Origin of the sequence: Actinoplanes sp. NBC_00393, from assembly GCF_036053395.1 — a bacterium.
In the GTDB taxonomy this organism is placed as follows: Bacteria; Actinomycetota; Actinomycetes; order Mycobacteriales; family Micromonosporaceae; genus Actinoplanes.
In genome coordinates this window covers 5,527,696-5,544,120 of the sequence record NZ_CP107942.1, presented here as the reverse complement: position 1 = coordinate 5,544,120, position 16,425 = coordinate 5,527,696, and the positions used below count along the sequence as shown (strand labels likewise).

Sequence of the window (16,425 nt, the reverse complement as noted above, 5' to 3'; positions counted from 1 at the left end):
GTGTCCGGTGCGCCGCCGACCGGCCCGGTTCTGCCGGGCGACTTGTCGGATGACCAGGAAAGATCAGGCGAGGCCCGGGCGCAGCGAGATCCGCAGCAGTGGCGGCGCGGTCGACAGACGGACCTCCACCGCGGACAGCTCTGGCGCCGCGGTGCGGACCGCCTCGGCGATCTCGGTCTGCAGCGCATCCAGAGAGCCGCCGCAAGCCGGGCGGGCCACCAGGTTCAGGCGCGCGGCACCCTCCGCATCGACCTCGGTGACACCCTCTTCCGCGTACGCCGAGAAGCGCCCGACCGCCCGGCGGATGCGGGTCTCGGTGTCCTGCGGGTGCAGATCGTGGATCAGCAGCAGGCTCTCCACGAGCGGGTCGTCACACAGCGCGGCCACCTGCCCGGCGTCCAGCAGCCCGACGATCCGGGCTAGGCCTTCGCCGTAGAGCCGCACCAGGCAGCCGGTCAGCTCGTCGGCCACCACCGCGGCCCGCGGATGGGGGCTGTCCCGCAGCTCGCCCAGCAGTTCGTCGATCCGCGCGGCCGCGGACCGGGCCGGATCGGGCGCGGTCATGACGTCGTGGCCCGGCCGGCGACGCGCAGCGTGTACCCGCGCAGCGTCCGCACGACCGGCGCGTAGTCGGCGGCCAGGGCCGGCACCGCGCCCGCCACCGGGTCCTCCATGAACGGCATGAACTTGTCCGGGAAGCCGGGCATCGTGCAGCCGATGCAGATGCCGCCCACGTTGGGGCAGCCGCCCACCCCGTTGACCCAGCCCCGCTTGGCCACGTTGCAGCGCACCACCTGACCCCAGCAGCCCATCTTGACCAGGCACGAGGACGAGCCGAAGCCGAGCGCGAAGTCGCTCTGGTCGTAATAGGACGCCCGGTCGCATCCGGAGTGCACGGTCGACTCGAAGAGCCAGCGCGGGCGCAGCGACTCGTCCAGCGGGATCATCGGCGCCTGCCCGGACACCTGGTGCAGCAGGTAGAGGATCGTCTCGGAGAGGTTGTCCGGGTGCGTCGGGCAGCCCGGCACGCAGACGATCGGCAGACCGTCCTTGGACTTCCAGTCCCAGCCGAGATGATCCGGGACGCCGGACGCGCCGGTCGGGTTGCCGGCCATCGCGTGCACCCCGCCGTACGCCGCGCAGGTGCCCACCGCGACGACCGCGGTCGCCCTGGGCGCGAGCCGGTCCAGCCACGCGGTCGCGGTGATCGGCTGACCGGTCTGCGGATCGTTGCCGAACCCGCTCCAGTAACCGTCGTCCTTGTTCGTCTCGTCCGGCACCGAACCTTCGACGATCAGCAGGAACGGCTCCAGCTCACCGCGGGCGGCCCGGTGGAACCAGTCGATGAAGCTGCCCGTGCCGCCGTCCGGACCGGTTTCGTACCCCAGGTACGGCCAGTGCAGCTCGATCGGCGGCAGGCCCGGCAGAGCGCCGAGCACCAGTTCCTCGATGCTCGGCTGGGTGGCCGCGGTCAGGGCCACCGACTCGCCGTCGCAGCTGAGACCGCCGTTCATCCAGAGGATGTGCAGGACCTGTTCGCCCGCTCCCGGGACGTTCACGCAGCGAGCCTAGGCGCACACGCGGCGTGCCGGGAAGGGTGGATTCACCCGATCGGTGGTGCCGCGGTGGCCTTCGGGTGGGCCAAACTCCCGTATCGGGCACGGAAGGGGAGCGCCATGTCGGCATCCGCCGGCTCGGATCTGGGCGACATCGAGATTCTGCCGCTCGTCGTGGTCGCGCAGGCGTTTCCCGCGCGCCCCTCGGCGCTGCCCGACGTGCGCGCCTTCCTGCGCCGCCACCTGACCGGCACCCCGATCTCCGAGGACGACATCCAGGCGCTCTGCGACCGGGTCGCCGAGGTGCTGCTGGACACCGCCGGCGCCAGCTCGTCGCTGCAGGTGTCGTTGCGGATCTTCCCGGACGGCGCCGAGGTGGACGTGCTCGGCTCGGCCGACACCCAGCCCGCCGGCGAGGTCGCGGTGGGCGGCCGGCCCGCGGGCGAGGTCGCGGTGGGCGGCCGGATCTCCGCCGCGGTGCCCCGGCCGCCCGAACCGCCGGCGCTCGCCCCCGCCGCCGCACCGGCGCCGGTCGCCGCGGAACCAGCGCTGTCGTTCGCGGCCTGGCTGGCGGCCGGCCTGCGCCGGGAGGGGATGAGCATGGAGGCGGCGGCCCGGCGGCTCAACGTGTCGACCAAGACGATCGGCCGCTGGGTGTCCGGCGCGACCGAGCCGCGCCTGCGGGATCTGTCCCGGATCCGCGCGATCTTCGGCGAACCGCCGTACGGTCCCTGAAAGATTTGCAACGACTTTCACGCTCGTTCGATACCGCACCGCAGTCCGGGCCGGCGCCCTCGCCGCCGGCCTGATCGCCGGCATCCTGGGCCTCACCGGGCCCGCCGTGGCCGCCCCGGCCGCCGGATCCCCGTCCGTCACCGCGAGCGCCGCGGAGGTCGCGCCGATCGCCGCGACCTTCAACGTGGTCGCCGACTTCACCGTCTGGGGGCAGACCGTCTACGTCGTCGGCAGCATCCCGGAGCTCGGCTCCTGGAACCCGGCCGCGGCCGTGCCGCTGACCACCAGCGGGCGGGCCTGGCCGAACTGGTACGGCAACGTCGCCCTGCCGGCGAACACGTACATCGAGTTCCAGTACATCGTGAAGGGCGCCGACGGCAGCGTCCTGCGCTGGGAGAAGGGCTACCAGCAGAACCGGACCACGATCACCCCGCCGACCGGCACCTACGTCACGCACGACACCTTCGGCGGATACTGATCAGGATGCGCCGGGGGTATGAGGCAGATACCCCCGGCGCGTGCCGAATTTTCGCACGCGTGTGAATTTCGGGTGTGGGAGCGTGTGCACCGGCCGTACGGATTGCGCACGGTAGCGTTCTGGTGACAGAGTCGTTGGGCCCGTGTCCCGACGCACGTCAAGACCACTTCCTCGACCAGGGCCGGACGGCCCTGTTCCGGCTCGGCGGGCAGCCGGTCTGCTGTTTCACGGCGCCACCACGGCGGTGGCGTACTCCCGCCCGACAAGGAACGCCGAATGTCGAATCGCACCAGCGCCGCGGTAGCGGTCCGCGGCGCAGTCACCCCGGACGAGGCGGAGCGCGTACGGGACGTGGTCGGTCCGGAGATCGCCGCGATCGGCCATCCGGTCGAACAGGCCCGGGTCAGACTCACCCGGTATGCCGGTCGCAGCCTCCCGATGCTCGTCGTGGCGCAGGTCAACGTGGTCGTCGCGGACCGGATGGTCCGGGCCCAGCTCAGCGCACCCTCCGCGGAGGAGGCGATCGACGGCGCCGCCGCGGGCTTGCGCTGGCGCCTCAACCGGCTCGGCCGCCGGCTCGCCGCCGAGCGTTCCGGCGACATCAGCCTCAGCCACGGCGGCTGGCGACCGGTGTGCCTGCCGACCCCGTCGGGGTTATTGATCTCCCGGAATCGGCCCCGCAAACTCGTCCGGTCGAAATCGTGCCGGCTCGCCGTGCAGGACCCCGACGCCGCCGCCTTCACCATGGAGCTGCGCGACTACTCGTTCCACCTGTTCGCCGACGACACCACCGGCGCGGAGAGCGTGCTCTACCGCGGCGGGCCGACCGGCTATCGCCTGTTGCGCACGACCGTCGGACCCGATCCGGTGAGCACCACGGTCCCGCTGAGCGTTCGCGGCTGGCCGGCTCCGCGGATGCGGGTGGCCCAGGCCGTCGAGACCCTCGACGCCAACCCGGCCCGTTCCTTCGTCTTCTTCACCGACCCGAGCAACGGCCGGGGCCGGGTGCTCTACCGCCGCTACGACGGCGACTTCGCCCTACTCTCCCCGGCCTGGTGAGACCATCCGCACCACGACCTTGGCCCGGGCGTGCTCCTCGACCAGGTACCGCATCGCCTCCGGGACCTGCTCGAACTCGTAGGTGCGGTCGATCACCGGGGCGATCTTCTTCTCCTCGGTCAGCTCGCGCAGCGACTCCAGCATCGCCGGATCCAGGGTGGTGGTCAGCAGCACCACCTGGTGCCGGGCGAGCCGGCCCACCGTCTGGCCGGCGACCACCAGGCCCATCGGGCCGACCAGGTACGGGCGGCCGGGCCGGGCTGTTCCTCCTCCGCTGAGCAGCAACGTTCCGCCCGGTTCAACGATCCTGCGGTACGCGCGCAGCGGCCGGTTCGCGACCAGATCCAGCACGGTGTCGTATTTCCTGGTCGATTGCGTGAAGTCTGATGCCCGGTAGTCGATGACGTGATCGGCGCCCAGCGAGCGGACGAGTTCGGCGTTGCGGGCGCTGCACACGGCGGTCACCTCGGCCCCGTACGCCTTCGCGACCTGCACCGCGAACGTGCCCACCCCACCCGACGCGCCGTTGATCAGCACCCGGTGACCGGCCCGGACCGGTGCCAGGTCCCGCAGCCCGCGCACCGCGGTCCCGGCCGCCATCGGCAGCGTCGAAGCCTCCTCGAAGGTCAGGTTCGGCGGCTTCGGCTGGGCCGCCCTCTGCGGCAGGCAGACGTACTCGGCGAACGCGCCGTCGGTGTCCCGCACGTCGCCGAACACCTCGTCGCCGGGCGCGAATCGGGTCACCGCGCGGCCCACCGCCTCCACCCGGCCGGCGATGTCGCTGCCCCGGATGGTGTCGCGGGGCGCCCGCAGGCCGAACGTGGTCCGGGCGAGCAGCGGGTCGCCGCGCATCGCGTGCCAGTCACGGGCGTTGAGGGAGGCCGCGTGTACCCGTACCAGAATCTGATCGTCATCCGGAACCGGCGTGGCCACCTCGCGCAACCGCAGGGTGTCCACCGATCCGTAGCTGTCCTGCACGAACGCTCTCATACGTCGATGGTCGCGAGTCGGGCGTCCACTTTCATCCGACCGCGGTACGACCGTGGAGCCCGACTAAAGTCCGGTGCGCTTCGTCTCGTACGCCCAGATCGCCACCTCGACCCGGTTCCGGGCGCCGAGCTTGCCCATCAGGCTGGTGATGTGGGTCTTGACCGTGCTGAGCGTGATGTACAGCTCGGCGGCGATCTCGCCGTTGGTCCGCCCCCGCGCGACCAGCGCCAGCACCTGCTCCTCGCGCTCGGTCAGCGGATCGATCGGCTGCGGCGGTGGCCCGGCGGCCGGCGCGGTGTCGGCGAACGCCTTCAGCAGCCGGGTGGTGATGCTCGGCGCGATCAGCGCGTCCCCGTTCGCCGCGGCCCGCACCGCCTGCGCCAGCAGCTCGGTCCCGGCGTCCTTGAGCAGGAAGCCGCGGGCGCCGGCGCGCAACGCCGAGTACACGTACTCGTCCAGGTCGAACGTGGTGATCACGACGACCGCGAGGGGATCGGTGACCGCGGGACCGGCCAGCAGCCGGGTCGCCTCGATGCCGTCGACGCCGGGCATCCGGATGTCGAACAGGCACACGTCCGGCCGCAGCCGCCGGGCCAGCTCGACCGCCTGCCGTCCGTCCGCCGCCTCGCCGGCCACCTCGATGCCGGGCTGCGTGTTGAGCATGATGGACAGCCCGGTCCGCACGATCTCCTGGTCGTCCGCGACCAGCACCCGGATGGTCAAGCCGCGGTCCTGGGCAACACCGCGTCCACAATCCAGCCCCGTTCCTCGTCCGGCCCGGCCGAGCAGGTGCCGCCGACCAGGCCGGCGCGCTCGATCATGCCGGTCAGCCCGTACCCCTCGGCCGCCGTGCCCGGCGTGCCGTCGTCGCTGACCCGCAGCCGAACCGCGGTCTCGTCCGCCGACACCCGGACCGTGATCCGGGTGGCATCCCGGGCGTGCCGCCGCGCGTTCGTCACCGACTCCTGGGTGAGCCGGTACAGGGTGGCCGCCACCCGTGGCGGCAGATCGTCCAGATCGCCGTTGACCTGCACATCCACCGGCGGCCCGGACAGCCCCTGCACCTGCGGCAGGCCCATCGGCTCGTCACGCAGCATCCGCACCAGCGCGCGCATCTCGGTGAGCGCCTGCGACGCCTCGCCCTCGATCAACCGCAGCGCCTGCACCGCCGAATCCGGGTCGTTCGCCGCGGTGGCCAGCCCGGCCTGCGCCCGGATCGCCATCGCCGACACGTGGTGGGCCACCGTGTCGTGCAGGTCGCGGGCCAGCCGCTCACGCTCCAGCAACTGGATCTGCTGCACCTCGCGCAGCCGGGCGCGGGCCCGGTAGCGCATCGCCAGGCCGAGCGCGCCGGCGCCGTACAGAATGATCAGCCCGCCGGTGAACTCGGTCAGCGTGATCTCCGCGAACCCCAGACCCAGCCCCAGACGCGCGGAGAAGAAGGCCGCACCGGCCACGATCTCCACGCCGGAACCCCAGCGGAACAACGCGTACGGCAGCAGCACCAGGAAGAGGCCGGCAGTGAAATCCGCGCCCGGCAGCAGGGCGCACAGCCCGAAAGCGATCACCACCATCAGCAGCGGCCGGGTGCGGCGCCACAGCAGCGTCGGCACGGCCACCAGGGCGAACACCGGGTTGGCCCGGGTCACCGCGGCCTCGATCAGCAGCGCTGCGGTCGCCAGGGCGACCAGCAGCCAGTCCCGCCACACCCGGACGGGTGGCGGGGGAATGGGTCGCGGCTCGTTCCGGATCGAGCGCAGCAGCTCGCGCATGCCCCGATCGTAGGCGGCGATTCCTATAGTGGGCAGGTGCCGCAGGGACTGACGTACCACGATGCCGTCAAGCTTCTCGGTGGCTCCGGCCCGCTGATGAAGGTCGCCGACAACCTGCTGGGCGGCGCGCTCAGCGTGGCGACCGCCGGCGGCAGCGACGCTGCCGTCAGCCTCTTCGACGCCAAGGCCGAGGCGATCCGGCTCGGGCACCAGGTCGCCGGCAAGATCAATGATTGGGTACGCGGAAACGACCGCTACAGCCGGAGTCAGCGCCTCGTCGCCGCCCACGGGGTGCTGGTGGTGACCGCTGGGACCGGGCCACCGAGGCAAGCCGCCTCGCCTTCGACGAGTTGCTGGCCACGCGGCTGCCGGACGAGGCGGTCGCCCGCTACGAGGAGCACCTCCGCAAACTCTCCGAGGAGATCCCGGAGTTCGCCGTCTGGATGCGGCACCACGCCGACCGGGCCGCCACCCGCGGTCTGGAGAGCCTGGAGAACACCCTGCTCCAGGTCACCTCGCACCGCGACCCGGCCCGGCATCGCGCCGCCCTGGCCCGCGCCTACCGCGCCGAACTCGGCAAGCCGATCCTCGGCGGCGACGCCGGCGACCTGACCATGCCGGCGCTCGGCAACGGCTACCTCGACCCGCGGTACCGGGTGAAAGCGGCCGGCCCCGGCGCCCGCCCCGCCGACGAGAGCTGGTGGGACACCGAACCCCGCGCCGACCTCGCCGCTTTCCTCGTCACCTACCTGACCACCCCGCAGGCCGCCGACGCCCCGCTGCTGCTGCTCGGCCAGCCGGGCGCCGGCAAGTCGTCGCTGACCCGGGTGCTCGCCGCCCGTCTGCCGGCCGCCGACTTCCTGGTCGTCCGGGTGGCGCTGCGCGAGGTGCGGGCCGAGGCGGAGATCCAGGATCAGGTGGAGCAGGCGTTGCGTACCGCCATCGGCGAGACCGTGGCCTGGCCGGACCCGGCGCGCGACGCCGACGGTGCGATGCCGGTCGTCCTGCTCGACGGTTTCGACGAACTGCTCCAGGTCACCGGCATCCACCAGTCCGACTACCTGCAGCGGGTGGCCGCGTTCCAGCAGCGCGAGGCGGTGCTCGGCCGTCCGGTCGCGGTGCTGGTGACCAGCCGCATCGCCGTCGCCGACCGGGCCCGCCTGCCCGCCGGCAGCCTCGTCGTCCGTCTCGAACCGTTCGACGAGCCGCAGCAGGAACACTGGCTGCGGATCTGGACCGGAGCCAACGCGGCACAGTGGAACACCGGCCGGCGGCCGCTCAGCCTCGAGGTGCTGCGCCGCTTTCCGGACCTCGCCCAGCAGCCCCTGCTGCTGCTGATGCTGGCTCTCTACGACGCCACCGGCAACGCGCTGCAGGACGCCGGCGAATCCTTCGGCACCGGGCAGCTCTACGAACGGCTGCTGCGCGAGTTCGCCGCCCGCGAGGTGCGCCGGGTGCACGGCGATCAGCCGGACGCGGCCCTGCCCGCCCTGGTCGACGACGAGCTGTTGCGGCTGTCCGTGGTCGCCTTCGCGATGTTCCACCGGCTGCGCCTGTGGGTCACCACCGCCGAACTCGACGCCGACCTGGCCGGTCTCGGCCTACCGCCCAGCCGCATGCAGCAGACCCAGGAGTTCCGTACGCCGATCAGCGCCGGCCAGGAGATGGTCGGCCGGTTCTTCTTCATCGAGCGCGCGCATGCGGTCCCTACTCGTTCAACCTGACGTTGCTCGCCCTCGCCTGCGGGCAGCCGCTACGGGCGTCCGAGCTCTACCAGCACGCCAAGGACCCGGCCGGCTGGCTGCGCGACATGGCCATGCAGTGGCGGGCCGCGATCCCCGGCGGCAATTTCCTGGACGCCCTGGAACACCTGAAGATCACCCGGACCTGGGCGCCGGACGGCCGCCGCGACTTCCAGCTCGAGCACTCCGGCGACCGGGTGAGCAGCACGGTCGATCCGCTCTGGTCGCACAGCTTCGGCCTCAGCTGGCGGTTCAGCGGTCAGGCGCCGATCAACGAGGTCGGCCAGTACTTCCCGATCCACACGGCCCTGCAGTCGATGCACCTGAGCGGCGCGTTCTCCGACGACGCGCTGCGGCACGCCGTCGACCCGCTGCTCACCTGGGCGCCCGAGTTGATGATCAGTTTCGTCGGGCACGGTCCCCGTGACTACGTGTCGGTCGCCCACAGCCTGGTCGCGCTCTGGCTGACCTCCGCGCAACGGGCCGAGCCGGAGAAGCTGCTGCACGCCTACCAGCAGGCGCTGCACGGCAGCCTCTCCACCGGCGCGGTCGACGCGGCCGTCCTCGTGCTGAACAGCCTCGAGAACGACGCGCCCCGGCTGGAGCGCGCCGCCCTGCACGCCCTGCTCGACCACGTCCTCGAGGTTTCGGACCACTCCGGCGTCACCGCTCAGGCTGCGGAGATTCACCGCCGCCACGCCTGACCCGGCGCAACGCCCGGCTGGTCGCCGCGGCCAGGCGGCCCATCGCGTTCTCCATCTCCCGCGTCGACTCCGCCTGCACATCGGCGATCTGCCAGATCATGTTGGCCAACGGCTGCATCTCGGGCTCCATCCACTCGTCGTTCCGGTTCGTTCATCAGCACGACGCGGCCGGGTGGCGGAAATCGACAGCGACGGGTTGTCGATTTCCGGGAGGGTGCCGCGTCGTCCTGGATGAGAGGCTCGATCTCCGAGCCCGGCAGGAGAGGGAGAACCCGTGCGTTACATGCTCTGGATGCTCGACGACGGCACGGCTGAGCCGTCCCCGTCGGAGATAGCCGCGTCACCCGGCTTCCAGGCCTGGCAGCAGCAACTCGCCGACCGCGGCATCACCCACCGCGGCCAGCGCCTGCGCCCGCCCGCCGACGCCGTGACCGTCCGCGTCCGCGACGGCGAGGTGCTGGTCACCGACGGCCCGTTCGCCGACACCAAGGAACACATCGGCGGCTACGAGATCGTCGAAGCCGCCGACCTCGACCAGGCCATCGAGGCCGCCTCCACCCATCCGGCGTGCCGGGTCGGCGTGGAAATCAGGCCCTTCTACTGGCGGGAGCACGACTGATGCGATTCCTGATGCTGGTCTGCGCGGACGACAGCCGCCAGATGACCGAAGCCGACAACACCGTCGAGTCCTGGCTTGCGGAAACCGCCGGCCGCCGCCTGGAAGGCCACCAGCTCTGCGGCAAGGAGGACGCCACCACGGTGCGCGGCCACGGCGCCCTGATCACCGATGGCCCGTTCGCAGACACCAAGGAGTGGGTGGCCGGCTACGACGTGCTGGACTGCGCCTCCCTCGAGGAGGCGGTCGCGATAGCCGCGAAACACCCGCTGGCGCACTTCGGCGCCATCGAACTCCGCCCCTTCTGGGAGGAATAGGTGCCACCCGGAATGCCTGAACCCACTTCCCGACCGGCCCACAGCGCCGCCGGCCCGGCGGACACCACGGCCGCGGACACCGGGACCGCGGCCGATGCTCGGCCCGTAGTCAGCGCCGGGCCTGCGACCGATGCGCCTGTCGCGGCTGATGGTGGGGTCGCGGCGGCTGCGGTGGATGCGGCATTCCGGGAGGAGTGGGGCCGGATCGTGGCGACACTGATCCGGCTCACCGGCGACTGGGACCTGGCCGAGGAGTGCGCCCAGGACGCGTTCACGCGGGCCGTCAGCAAATGGGACGCGGACGGCGTACCCCGCAATCCCGGTGCCTGGCTGACCACCGCCGCGCGCAACCGTGCCGTGGATCGCCTGCGCCGTGCGGCCTCCGAAGCCGCGCGGCTGCAGGCGGCCGCCCTGCTGGCCGACCCGAACCCGCCGCGAGAGGACGAAGCGGTGCCCGACGACCGGCTGAAGCTGATCTTCACCTGCTGCCATCCGGCGCTGCCGCTCGATGCCCGGGTGGCGCTCACCCTGCGTACCCTGGCCGGGCTCACCACCACGGAGATCGCCCGCGCCTTCCTGACCGCCGAACCCACCATGGCCCAGCGCCTGGTCCGAGCCAAACGCAAGATCCGCAACGCCGCCATCCCGTACCGGGTCCCCGAAGCCCACCTGCTCCCCGAACGCCTGGCCGGCGTGCTCGCGGTGCTGTACCTGATGTTCAACGAGGGCTACACCGCCGGCCGCGAGAACCTGGCCGACGAAGCGATCCGCCTGACCCGCGTACTCACCGACCTGATGCCCGACGAACCCGAGGCCCGCGGCCTGCTGGCCCTGATGCTGCTGCAACATTCCCGGCGCGCGACGCGCACCGACGCCTCCGGCGACCTGGTCACCCTGGGCGCCCAGGATCGCGCCCGCTGGGACCACGACCTGATCACCGAGGGGGTACGCGTACTCGCCCGTTCCCCCGGCCGCGGCCCATACCGGCTGCAGGCCGCCATCGCCGCGTGCCACGCCACGGCCCCACACGCCGCCGACACCGACTGGCCCCAGATAGCGGCCTTGTATGCCGAGCTGGCCCGCCTGACCCCGTCCCCCATCATCGAACTCAACCGAGCCGTAGCCATCGCCGAAGCCGAAGGCCCCGCCGCCGGCCTGGCCCTCCTCGACACCCTCGCCGAAGCCCCGTCCCTGTCCGCCTACCATTTGCTGCCGGCCACCCGAGCCGAACTGCTGACCCGCCTCGGCCGCACCACCGAAGCCGCCGCCGCCTACCACGTGGCCCTGTCCCAGGCCCCCACGGATGCCGAACGCCGCTTCCTGACCACCCGCCTGGCCGCCCTACCCTGACCCTCCTCCCAACCGCCAAGATCACCCTTCCCTTCAGCCAACCCCCCAGCTGACGGTGACTGCTCCTTCATCGACCGGGAGGCGACGCTGCCGGTCAGCCGGGCGGTCCAGCTGACGGTGACTGCTCCTTCATCGACCGGGAGGCGACGCTGCCGGTCAGCCGGGCGGTCCAGCTGACGGTGGGTGCTGCTTCGGTGGCTGGGAGGCGACGTTGGTGGTCAGCTGGGTGGTCTGGCTGACGGTGGGTGCTGCTTCGGTGGCTGGGAGGCGACGTTGGTGGTCAGCTGGGTGGTCTGGCTGACGGTGGGTGCTGCTTCGGTGGCTGGGAGGCGACGTTGGTGGTCAGCTGGGTGGTCTGGCTGACGGTGGGTGCTGCTTCGGTGGCTGGGAGGCGACGTTGGTGGTCAGCTGGGTGGTCTGGCTGACGGTGGGTGCTGCTTCGGTGGCTGGGAGGCGACGTTGGTGGTCAGCTGGGTGGTCTGGCTGACGGTGGGTGCTGCTTCGGTGGCTGGGAGGCGACGTTGGTGGTCAGCTGGGTGGTCTGGCTGACGGTGGGTGCTGCTTCGGTGGCTGGGAGGCGACGTTGGTGGTCAGCTGGGTGGTCTGGCTGACGGTGGGTGCTGCTTCGGTGGTCGGGAGGCGACGTTGGTGGTCAGCCGGGTGGTCTGGCTGACGTGGAGTGCTCCTTCTGCGGCTGGGTGGGGACGCTCAACGTCGGCCCAGCATGATCAAGTGGCTCAGCTCGAGCCGGAGCCTTGGCGCCGCAAGGTGACTAGACGCTCAGCGCCGAGGTCCGCCCGCCAGGCAACGCCGGCCGCGGTAGGCCCAGCCCTGCCCGGCCCTGCCCGGCCCTGCCCGGCCGTGCCCGGCTTGCCGGCTGAGGCACACCGGTCCGGCAGGCGCTCAGGGCTGTTCCCGCCCGCGGAAGCAGCCGTGAGCGCCAGCTGGGTTGTCGGGCTGGCGGTGAGGGTTGTTTCGCGCGTGTGGAAGCAGCCGTGAGGGACAGCTGGGTTGTCCGGCCGGTGCTGAGGGTCATAACTTCCGGCTGGGTGATCCACAAGGCCGGTTTCCCGCCGGCCGGCTGGGAGCTGGGGCAGGGCTGTGGGGCCGGACGGGGCTGTGCGGCGGGGGTGCGGCGGGGCGGTGTGCGGTGAGGCGGTGTGCGGCGGGGGTGAGGCGGTGTGTGCGGCGGGACGGGGCAGTGTGCGGCGGGGGTGAGGCGGTGTGTGCGGCGGGACGGGGCGGTGTGCGGCGGGGGTGAGGCGGTGTGTGCGGCGGGACGGGGCAGTGTGCGGCGGGGCGGGGTGGGGACGTGGGGTCCGGTGGGGATGTGGGGACGGGTGGAAAGGGGGATGCCCTCCCCGGAGGGGAGGGCATCCGGAAGCGGATCACGACTGATATGGATCAGCTGATGTGGATCAAACGCTGATGCGTCCTGCGCCGGCGTTGGCGGTCACGATGGATTTCACGTTGGCCGGGGCGTCGGCGGTGTACGCGTAGGGGATCGCCCGCACGCTGCCGCCGGTCTGGCCGCTGCCGGAGTTGACCAGCAGGTTGTTGCGGGCTACCAGGGTGCCCGCGTCCGAGGAGCCTTCGCCGAGGTGGTACGGGTCGTCCACGTTCTCGAACGAGTTGGCTTCGACGAGTACGCCGGCGCCTTCGGTGGAGGCGACGCCGTAGCCGCTGTTGGCCCGGTAGTAGTTGTTGTAGACGTGCACCGGGTTACCGAAACGGACCCGCGGATGACGCTGCGTCGACGCGTCGAACCAGTTGTGGTGGTATGTCACGCGCAGGTGACCGGTGTCCTGCGAGGCGTTGCTGTCGCTGTGGCCGAGCAGCATCGACTTGTCGTGGTTGAATACGCGGTTCCACGACACGGTGATGAAATCGGATCCGCGTTTGATGTCGACGGCACCGTCGTAGCCGTTGCTGAAACTGTTGTGGTCGACCCAGATGTTGGTCGCCGACTCCTGCACGTTGATCGCGTCGTCGTTCCAATTCCGGAAGGACAGGTTGCGGATGATGACGTTGCGATCGCCGTTGATGTTGAGTCCGCAGCCGACGATCGCGGCGCCCGCGTTGCCGATGATCGTCTTGTTGGAGCGGACCCGGAGCATGCCACTGCAGTTGATCGTCCCGGAGACCCGGATGACGGCCGCGGAGGACGATCCGAGCGCTGAGGTGAGCGCGGATGCACTGGTCACGGTGGTGGTCGCAGCGCTGCCGCCGCCGGTGGTGCCGCCGTTCTGGGTGGCCCAGCCGACCAGGTCGGTGATCGCGAAGGGCTGGATCGGTGCGGCCGTCGCGTGCTGGGGAACGCTCAGGACGGTGCCCGCGAGGACGAGCGGCAGGACGGCCCGGGTGATTCGGACTGACATTTCTTCAGCCTCTTTCGGGTAGCGGAGACCCGCATTCCCAGCACACTGAACGATCAGAAAGACCGTGGGGACCAGCGCGCTCGGAGCGCGGATCTATGGGGGATTAGGGGAGCGCTCCCGGCCACAGACAAACATAGGCGGGCTTGGATGTGAAGACTTATTCGTTTGCAGGATTTCTGCAACACGTGTAGACAAACGGGATGCGCACCACGATCCTGCTGCTCGCCGTGCTCATGCTGGGCCTGATGGCCGGCCTCTTCTACGCCTATTCCGGCTCGGTGATGCTGGGTCTGCGCGCGGCCGGCGACCGGGCCGCCGTCGAGGTGATGCAGCGGATCAACGTGGCGATCCAGAACCCGCTGTTCGGGGTGATCTTCATCGGCGCGCTGGTCTTCACCGCGATCGCGGCGTTCCAGAATTCCGGCACGTCCGCGGTGTTCATCCCGCTGATGATCGCGTTGCTGCTCTACGCGGCGACGCTGCTGGTCACCTTCGTCGTCAACATCCCGCTCAACAATCGGCTCAACGAGGCCGGCGACCCCCACGAGATCGAGAATCCCACCGCGGTGTGGGCCGCGTTCCTGCCCCGCTGGCTCCCGTGGAACCATCTGCGCACTCTCACCAGCACCGGCGCGTTCGCGGCCGCCTGCTGGGCGCTGCTGCAGTACTGAGGTGATATTACTCAGCGGGTGCGATCACCATGGCAGCATCCGGCCCGGATCGTCCCGCTGGCGTTCCTCGGCCTGATCGCCATCGGCACGGCCCTGATGATGCTGCCCGCCGCACGGGCCGAGCCCGGCAACGCCCCGTTCATCACCGCGCTGTTCACCGCCGCCTCCGCGGTCTGCGTCACCGGCCTGGCCGTGGTGGACACCCCGAGCTACTGGTCACCGTTCGGCCATGTGCTGCTGACCGTGCTCACGCAGATCGGCGGCTTCGGCATCATGACCCTGGCCACGCTGCTCAGCCTGCTGGTCTCGCGCCGGCTGCGGCTGCGCGGCCGGCTGCTCGCCCAGGCCGAGAGCGCCGGCCTGGCCAGCGGCAACATCGGCGCCGTGCTGCTGCGGGTCGCGCTGGTCATGCTGGTCTGTGAGAGCGCCATCGCGTTCGTCCTGACCCTGCGGTTCTGGCTGACCTACGACTACTCGTTCGGCCGGGCCGTCTGGGGAGCGGTCTTCCACGCGGTCCAGGCGTTCAACAACGGCGGTTTCGCGCTCTACCCGGACAGCATCGTCCGGTTCGTCACCGACCCGTGGATCTGCCTGCCGCTCACTCTCGGGGTGATGGCCGGCGCGATCGGGTTCCCGGTCCTGTTCGAGTTGTTCCGCGAGTGGCGTACGCCCGGATGCTGGTCGACGCACACCTGGCTGACGGTGTGCGGGACCCTGTTCTTCTCGGTCGTCGGCTTCCTGGTCTTCCTGACGTTCGAGTGGCGCAACCCGGGCACGCTGGGTCCGCTCAACGTGCCGGGCAAGCTGCTGGCCGCTTTCACCCAGGACGTGATGACCCGCTCCGGCGGCTTCAACAGCGTGGATCTCGGGCAGGCGAACAGCGAGACGGTCGCCGTGACGATCGGGCTGATGTTCATCGGCGGCGGCAGCGCGAGCACCGCCGGCGGCATCAAGCTGACGACTTTCCTGCTGCTGGCGTACGTGATCTGGGCCGAGCTCCGCGGCGAGCCGGACGTGGTGATCCGCCGGCGCCGGATCGCCGAGGAGACGCAGCGGCAGGCGATGACCGTGGCGCTGCTGGGCGTGCTGCTGGTCGCGGCCGGTACCGTCGCCTTGGACGCGCTGACCGAGAACGTGCCGTTCGACCGGGCCCTGTTCGAGGCCACCTCGGCCTTCGCGACCGTGGGCCTGAGCACCGGCATCACCCCGCAGCTGCCGCCGGGCGCGCAGGCCGTGCTGGTCGTGCTGATGTACGTCGGCCGGGTCGGCACGATCGCGGTGGGCACCGCGATCGCGCTGAACACCCGCCGCAGACAGTTCCGCTATCCGGAGGAGAGGCCCCTCGTTGGCTGACAGGAGAACGTCGCAGGGCGGCAACGTCGTGGTGATCGGTCTGGGCCGGTTCGGTGGCGCGGTCGCCGAGGCCCTGCTCGACCTCGGGTACGACGTGCTCGGCATCGACACCGACGCCCGGATCGTGCAGGACTGGTCGGACCGGCTGACCCACGTGGTGGAGGGCGACGCCACCGACGAGGACGTGTTGCGCCAGCTCGGCGTACACGATTTCCCGCGTGCCGTGGTCGGCATCGGCACCAACCTGGAGACCAGCGTGCTGACCGTGCTCACCCTCACCGAGCTGGGCGTGCCGGAGATCTGGGCCAAGGCGACCAGCGTCAAGCACGGCAAGATCCTCTCGTCGGTCGGCGCCGACCACGTCATCTATCCCGAGCGGGAGATGGGCGAGCGGGTGGCCCATCTGATCAGCGGGCGGATGCTGGACTACATCGAGTTCGACGACGGTTTCGCGATCGCCAAGGTGCGGGCGCCGCGCGGCGCGGCCGGGCAGACCCTGGCGCAGCTGGCGCTGCGCACCAAGTGGGGGGTCACGGTGGTCGGCACCAAACGGCCGGGCGAGGATTTCGTGTACGCGCGACCCGAGACCAGCGTCCCCGAGGGCGCGGTCCTGATCGTCGCCGGGGACACCGCCAAGGTCGAGGCGTACGCCGACGAGAACTGACACCCGGGTGGGCCGGCTGGACAGCACGCGGGAGGATCGT

At 71.1% G+C, this 16,425-nt stretch carries 18 protein-coding genes and 1 pseudogene; 12 read left to right on the top strand and 7 right to left on the bottom strand.

What is annotated here, in order from left to right:
• Nucleotides 1–63: 63 nt before the first annotated feature.
• Nucleotides 64–564, bottom strand: coding sequence for a hypothetical protein (locus OHA21_RS25890; RefSeq protein WP_328477971.1), 501 nt, complete (start codon nucleotides 562–564; stop codon nucleotides 64–66).
• A complete protein-coding gene (locus OHA21_RS25885) occupies nucleotides 561–1,559 on the bottom strand; it encodes a hydrogenase expression protein HypE (RefSeq protein ID WP_328477969.1) in 999 nt (332 codons plus the stop codon). The genes OHA21_RS25890 and OHA21_RS25885 overlap by 4 nt, the downstream gene beginning before the upstream one ends.
• 117 nt (nucleotides 1,560–1,676) lie before the next feature.
• On the opposite strand from OHA21_RS25885, the gene OHA21_RS25880 reads away from it, so the two are divergent.
• From OHA21_RS25880 to OHA21_RS25870, 3 genes are all read left to right on the top strand, one after another.
• On the top strand, nucleotides 1,677–2,291 hold the full coding sequence (locus OHA21_RS25880; RefSeq protein ID WP_328477967.1) for a helix-turn-helix transcriptional regulator: 615 nt from the start codon (nucleotides 1,677–1,679) through the stop codon (nucleotides 2,289–2,291).
• A 106-nt stretch (nucleotides 2,292–2,397) separates the two neighbouring features.
• On the top strand, nucleotides 2,398–2,769 hold the full coding sequence (locus OHA21_RS25875; protein ID WP_328477965.1) for a CBM20 domain-containing protein: 372 nt from the start codon (nucleotides 2,398–2,400) through the stop codon (nucleotides 2,767–2,769).
• A 276-nt stretch (nucleotides 2,770–3,045) separates the two neighbouring features.
• Complete coding sequence (locus OHA21_RS25870) at nucleotides 3,046–3,828, top strand: sigma 54 modulation/S30EA ribosomal C-terminal domain-containing protein (protein ID WP_328477963.1); 783 nt, start codon at nucleotides 3,046–3,048, stop codon at nucleotides 3,826–3,828.
• Here the strand turns inward: OHA21_RS25870 and OHA21_RS25865 are convergent.
• From OHA21_RS25865 to OHA21_RS25855, 3 genes are all read right to left on the bottom strand, one after another.
• Complete coding sequence (locus OHA21_RS25865) at nucleotides 3,808–4,818, bottom strand: NAD(P)-dependent alcohol dehydrogenase (protein ID WP_328477962.1); 1,011 nt, start codon at nucleotides 4,816–4,818, stop codon at nucleotides 3,808–3,810. The genes OHA21_RS25870 and OHA21_RS25865 overlap by 21 nt on opposite strands.
• 63 nt (nucleotides 4,819–4,881) lie before the next feature.
• The gene (locus OHA21_RS25860; RefSeq protein WP_328477960.1) at nucleotides 4,882–5,541 is read right to left on the bottom strand and encodes a response regulator transcription factor; all 660 of its coding nucleotides are present in this window, start codon (nucleotides 5,539–5,541) and stop codon (nucleotides 4,882–4,884) included.
• Nucleotides 5,538–6,590 (bottom strand): sensor histidine kinase, encoded by a 1,053-nt coding sequence (locus OHA21_RS25855; RefSeq protein WP_328477958.1) that lies wholly within the window; start codon nucleotides 6,588–6,590, stop codon nucleotides 5,538–5,540. Before OHA21_RS25855 ends, OHA21_RS25860 begins: the two co-directional genes overlap by 4 nt.
• Nucleotides 6,591–6,686: 96 nt before the next feature.
• On the opposite strand from OHA21_RS25855, the pseudogene OHA21_RS52790 reads away from it, so the two are divergent.
• The 3 genes and pseudogenes from OHA21_RS52790 to OHA21_RS25845 form a co-directional block, all read left to right on the top strand.
• Nucleotides 6,687–6,839, top strand: a pseudogene (locus tag OHA21_RS52790) (NACHT N-terminal helical domain 7-containing protein); the annotation flags it as partial.
• A complete protein-coding gene (locus tag OHA21_RS25850) occupies nucleotides 6,824–8,314 on the top strand; it encodes an NACHT domain-containing protein (protein ID WP_328477956.1) in 1,491 nt (496 codons plus the stop codon). The pseudogene OHA21_RS52790 and the gene OHA21_RS25850, both read left to right, overlap by 16 nt.
• A 2-nt stretch (nucleotides 8,315–8,316) precedes the next feature.
• Nucleotides 8,317–9,036 (top strand): hypothetical protein, encoded by a 720-nt coding sequence (locus OHA21_RS25845; protein WP_328477954.1) that lies wholly within the window; start codon nucleotides 8,317–8,319, stop codon nucleotides 9,034–9,036.
• On the opposite strand, the gene OHA21_RS25840 is transcribed toward OHA21_RS25845, so the two are convergent.
• Nucleotides 8,996–9,154, bottom strand: coding sequence for a hypothetical protein (locus OHA21_RS25840; RefSeq protein ID WP_328477952.1), 159 nt, complete (start codon nucleotides 9,152–9,154; stop codon nucleotides 8,996–8,998). The two genes, OHA21_RS25845 and OHA21_RS25840, sit on opposite strands and share 41 nt — an antisense overlap.
• 165 nt (nucleotides 9,155–9,319) lie before the next feature.
• Between OHA21_RS25840 and OHA21_RS25835 the strand changes: the two genes are divergently transcribed.
• From OHA21_RS25835 to OHA21_RS25825, 3 genes are all read left to right on the top strand, one after another.
• On the top strand, nucleotides 9,320–9,655 hold the full coding sequence (locus OHA21_RS25835; protein ID WP_328478535.1) for a YciI family protein: 336 nt from the start codon (nucleotides 9,320–9,322) through the stop codon (nucleotides 9,653–9,655).
• Complete coding sequence (locus tag OHA21_RS25830) at nucleotides 9,655–9,969, top strand: YciI family protein (protein ID WP_328477950.1); 315 nt, start codon at nucleotides 9,655–9,657, stop codon at nucleotides 9,967–9,969. The genes OHA21_RS25835 and OHA21_RS25830 overlap by 1 nt, the downstream gene beginning before the upstream one ends.
• A gap of 171 nt (nucleotides 9,970–10,140) precedes the next feature.
• Entirely contained in the window at nucleotides 10,141–11,319 is a 1,179-nt protein-coding gene (locus OHA21_RS25825; protein WP_328477948.1) for an RNA polymerase sigma factor, read from the top strand.
• Nucleotides 11,320–12,737: 1,418 nt separating this feature from the next.
• Here the strand turns inward: OHA21_RS25825 and OHA21_RS25820 are convergent.
• On the bottom strand, nucleotides 12,738–13,697 hold the full coding sequence (locus tag OHA21_RS25820) for a pectate lyase family protein (RefSeq protein ID WP_328477946.1): 960 nt from the start codon (nucleotides 13,695–13,697) through the stop codon (nucleotides 12,738–12,740).
• A gap of 200 nt (nucleotides 13,698–13,897) precedes the next feature.
• Between OHA21_RS25820 and OHA21_RS25815 the strand changes: the two genes are divergently transcribed.
• The 3 genes from OHA21_RS25815 to OHA21_RS25805 are packed head-to-tail and all read left to right on the top strand — an operon-like array spanning nucleotide 13,898 to nucleotide 16,385.
• Nucleotides 13,898–14,368: an anthrone oxygenase family protein gene (locus OHA21_RS25815; RefSeq protein WP_328477944.1), complete on the top strand. Its 471-nt coding sequence runs from the start codon at nucleotides 13,898–13,900 to the stop codon at nucleotides 14,366–14,368.
• Between the two features lie 18 nt (nucleotides 14,369–14,386).
• Nucleotides 14,387–15,721, top strand: coding sequence for a TrkH family potassium uptake protein (locus OHA21_RS25810; protein ID WP_328477942.1), 1,335 nt, complete (start codon nucleotides 14,387–14,389; stop codon nucleotides 15,719–15,721).
• Nucleotides 15,714–16,385: a potassium channel family protein gene (locus OHA21_RS25805; RefSeq protein ID WP_328477940.1), complete on the top strand. Its 672-nt coding sequence runs from the start codon at nucleotides 15,714–15,716 to the stop codon at nucleotides 16,383–16,385. Before OHA21_RS25810 ends, OHA21_RS25805 begins: the two co-directional genes overlap by 8 nt.
• The last annotated feature ends 40 nt before the right edge of the window (nucleotides 16,386–16,425 follow it).

Excerpts from the sequence above, each read along its gene's own strand:
- OHA21_RS25835 (WP_328478535.1), top strand. The coding sequence starts at position 9,320 with ATGCTCTGGATGCTCGACGACGGCACGGCTGAGCCGTCCCCGTCGGAG.
- OHA21_RS25820 (WP_328477946.1), bottom strand. The coding sequence starts at position 13,697 with ATGTCAGTCCGAATCACCCGGGCCGTCCTGCCGCTCGTCCTCGCGGGC.
- OHA21_RS25830 (WP_328477950.1), top strand. The coding sequence starts at position 9,655 with ATGCGATTCCTGATGCTGGTCTGCGCGGACGACAGCCGCCAGATGACC.
- OHA21_RS25815 (WP_328477944.1), top strand. The coding sequence starts at position 13,898 with ATGCGCACCACGATCCTGCTGCTCGCCGTGCTCATGCTGGGCCTGATG.
- OHA21_RS25880 (WP_328477967.1), top strand. The coding sequence starts at position 1,677 with ATGTCGGCATCCGCCGGCTCGGATCTGGGCGACATCGAGATTCTGCCG.
- OHA21_RS25865 (WP_328477962.1), bottom strand. The coding sequence starts at position 4,818 with ATGAGAGCGTTCGTGCAGGACAGCTACGGATCGGTGGACACCCTGCGG.
- OHA21_RS25890 (WP_328477971.1), bottom strand. The coding sequence starts at position 564 with ATGACCGCGCCCGATCCGGCCCGGTCCGCGGCCGCGCGGATCGACGAA.
- OHA21_RS25840 (WP_328477952.1), bottom strand. The coding sequence starts at position 9,154 with ATGCAGCCGTTGGCCAACATGATCTGGCAGATCGCCGATGTGCAGGCG.
- OHA21_RS25870 (WP_328477963.1), top strand. The coding sequence starts at position 3,046 with ATGTCGAATCGCACCAGCGCCGCGGTAGCGGTCCGCGGCGCAGTCACC.
- OHA21_RS25855 (WP_328477958.1), bottom strand. The coding sequence starts at position 6,590 with ATGCGCGAGCTGCTGCGCTCGATCCGGAACGAGCCGCGACCCATTCCC.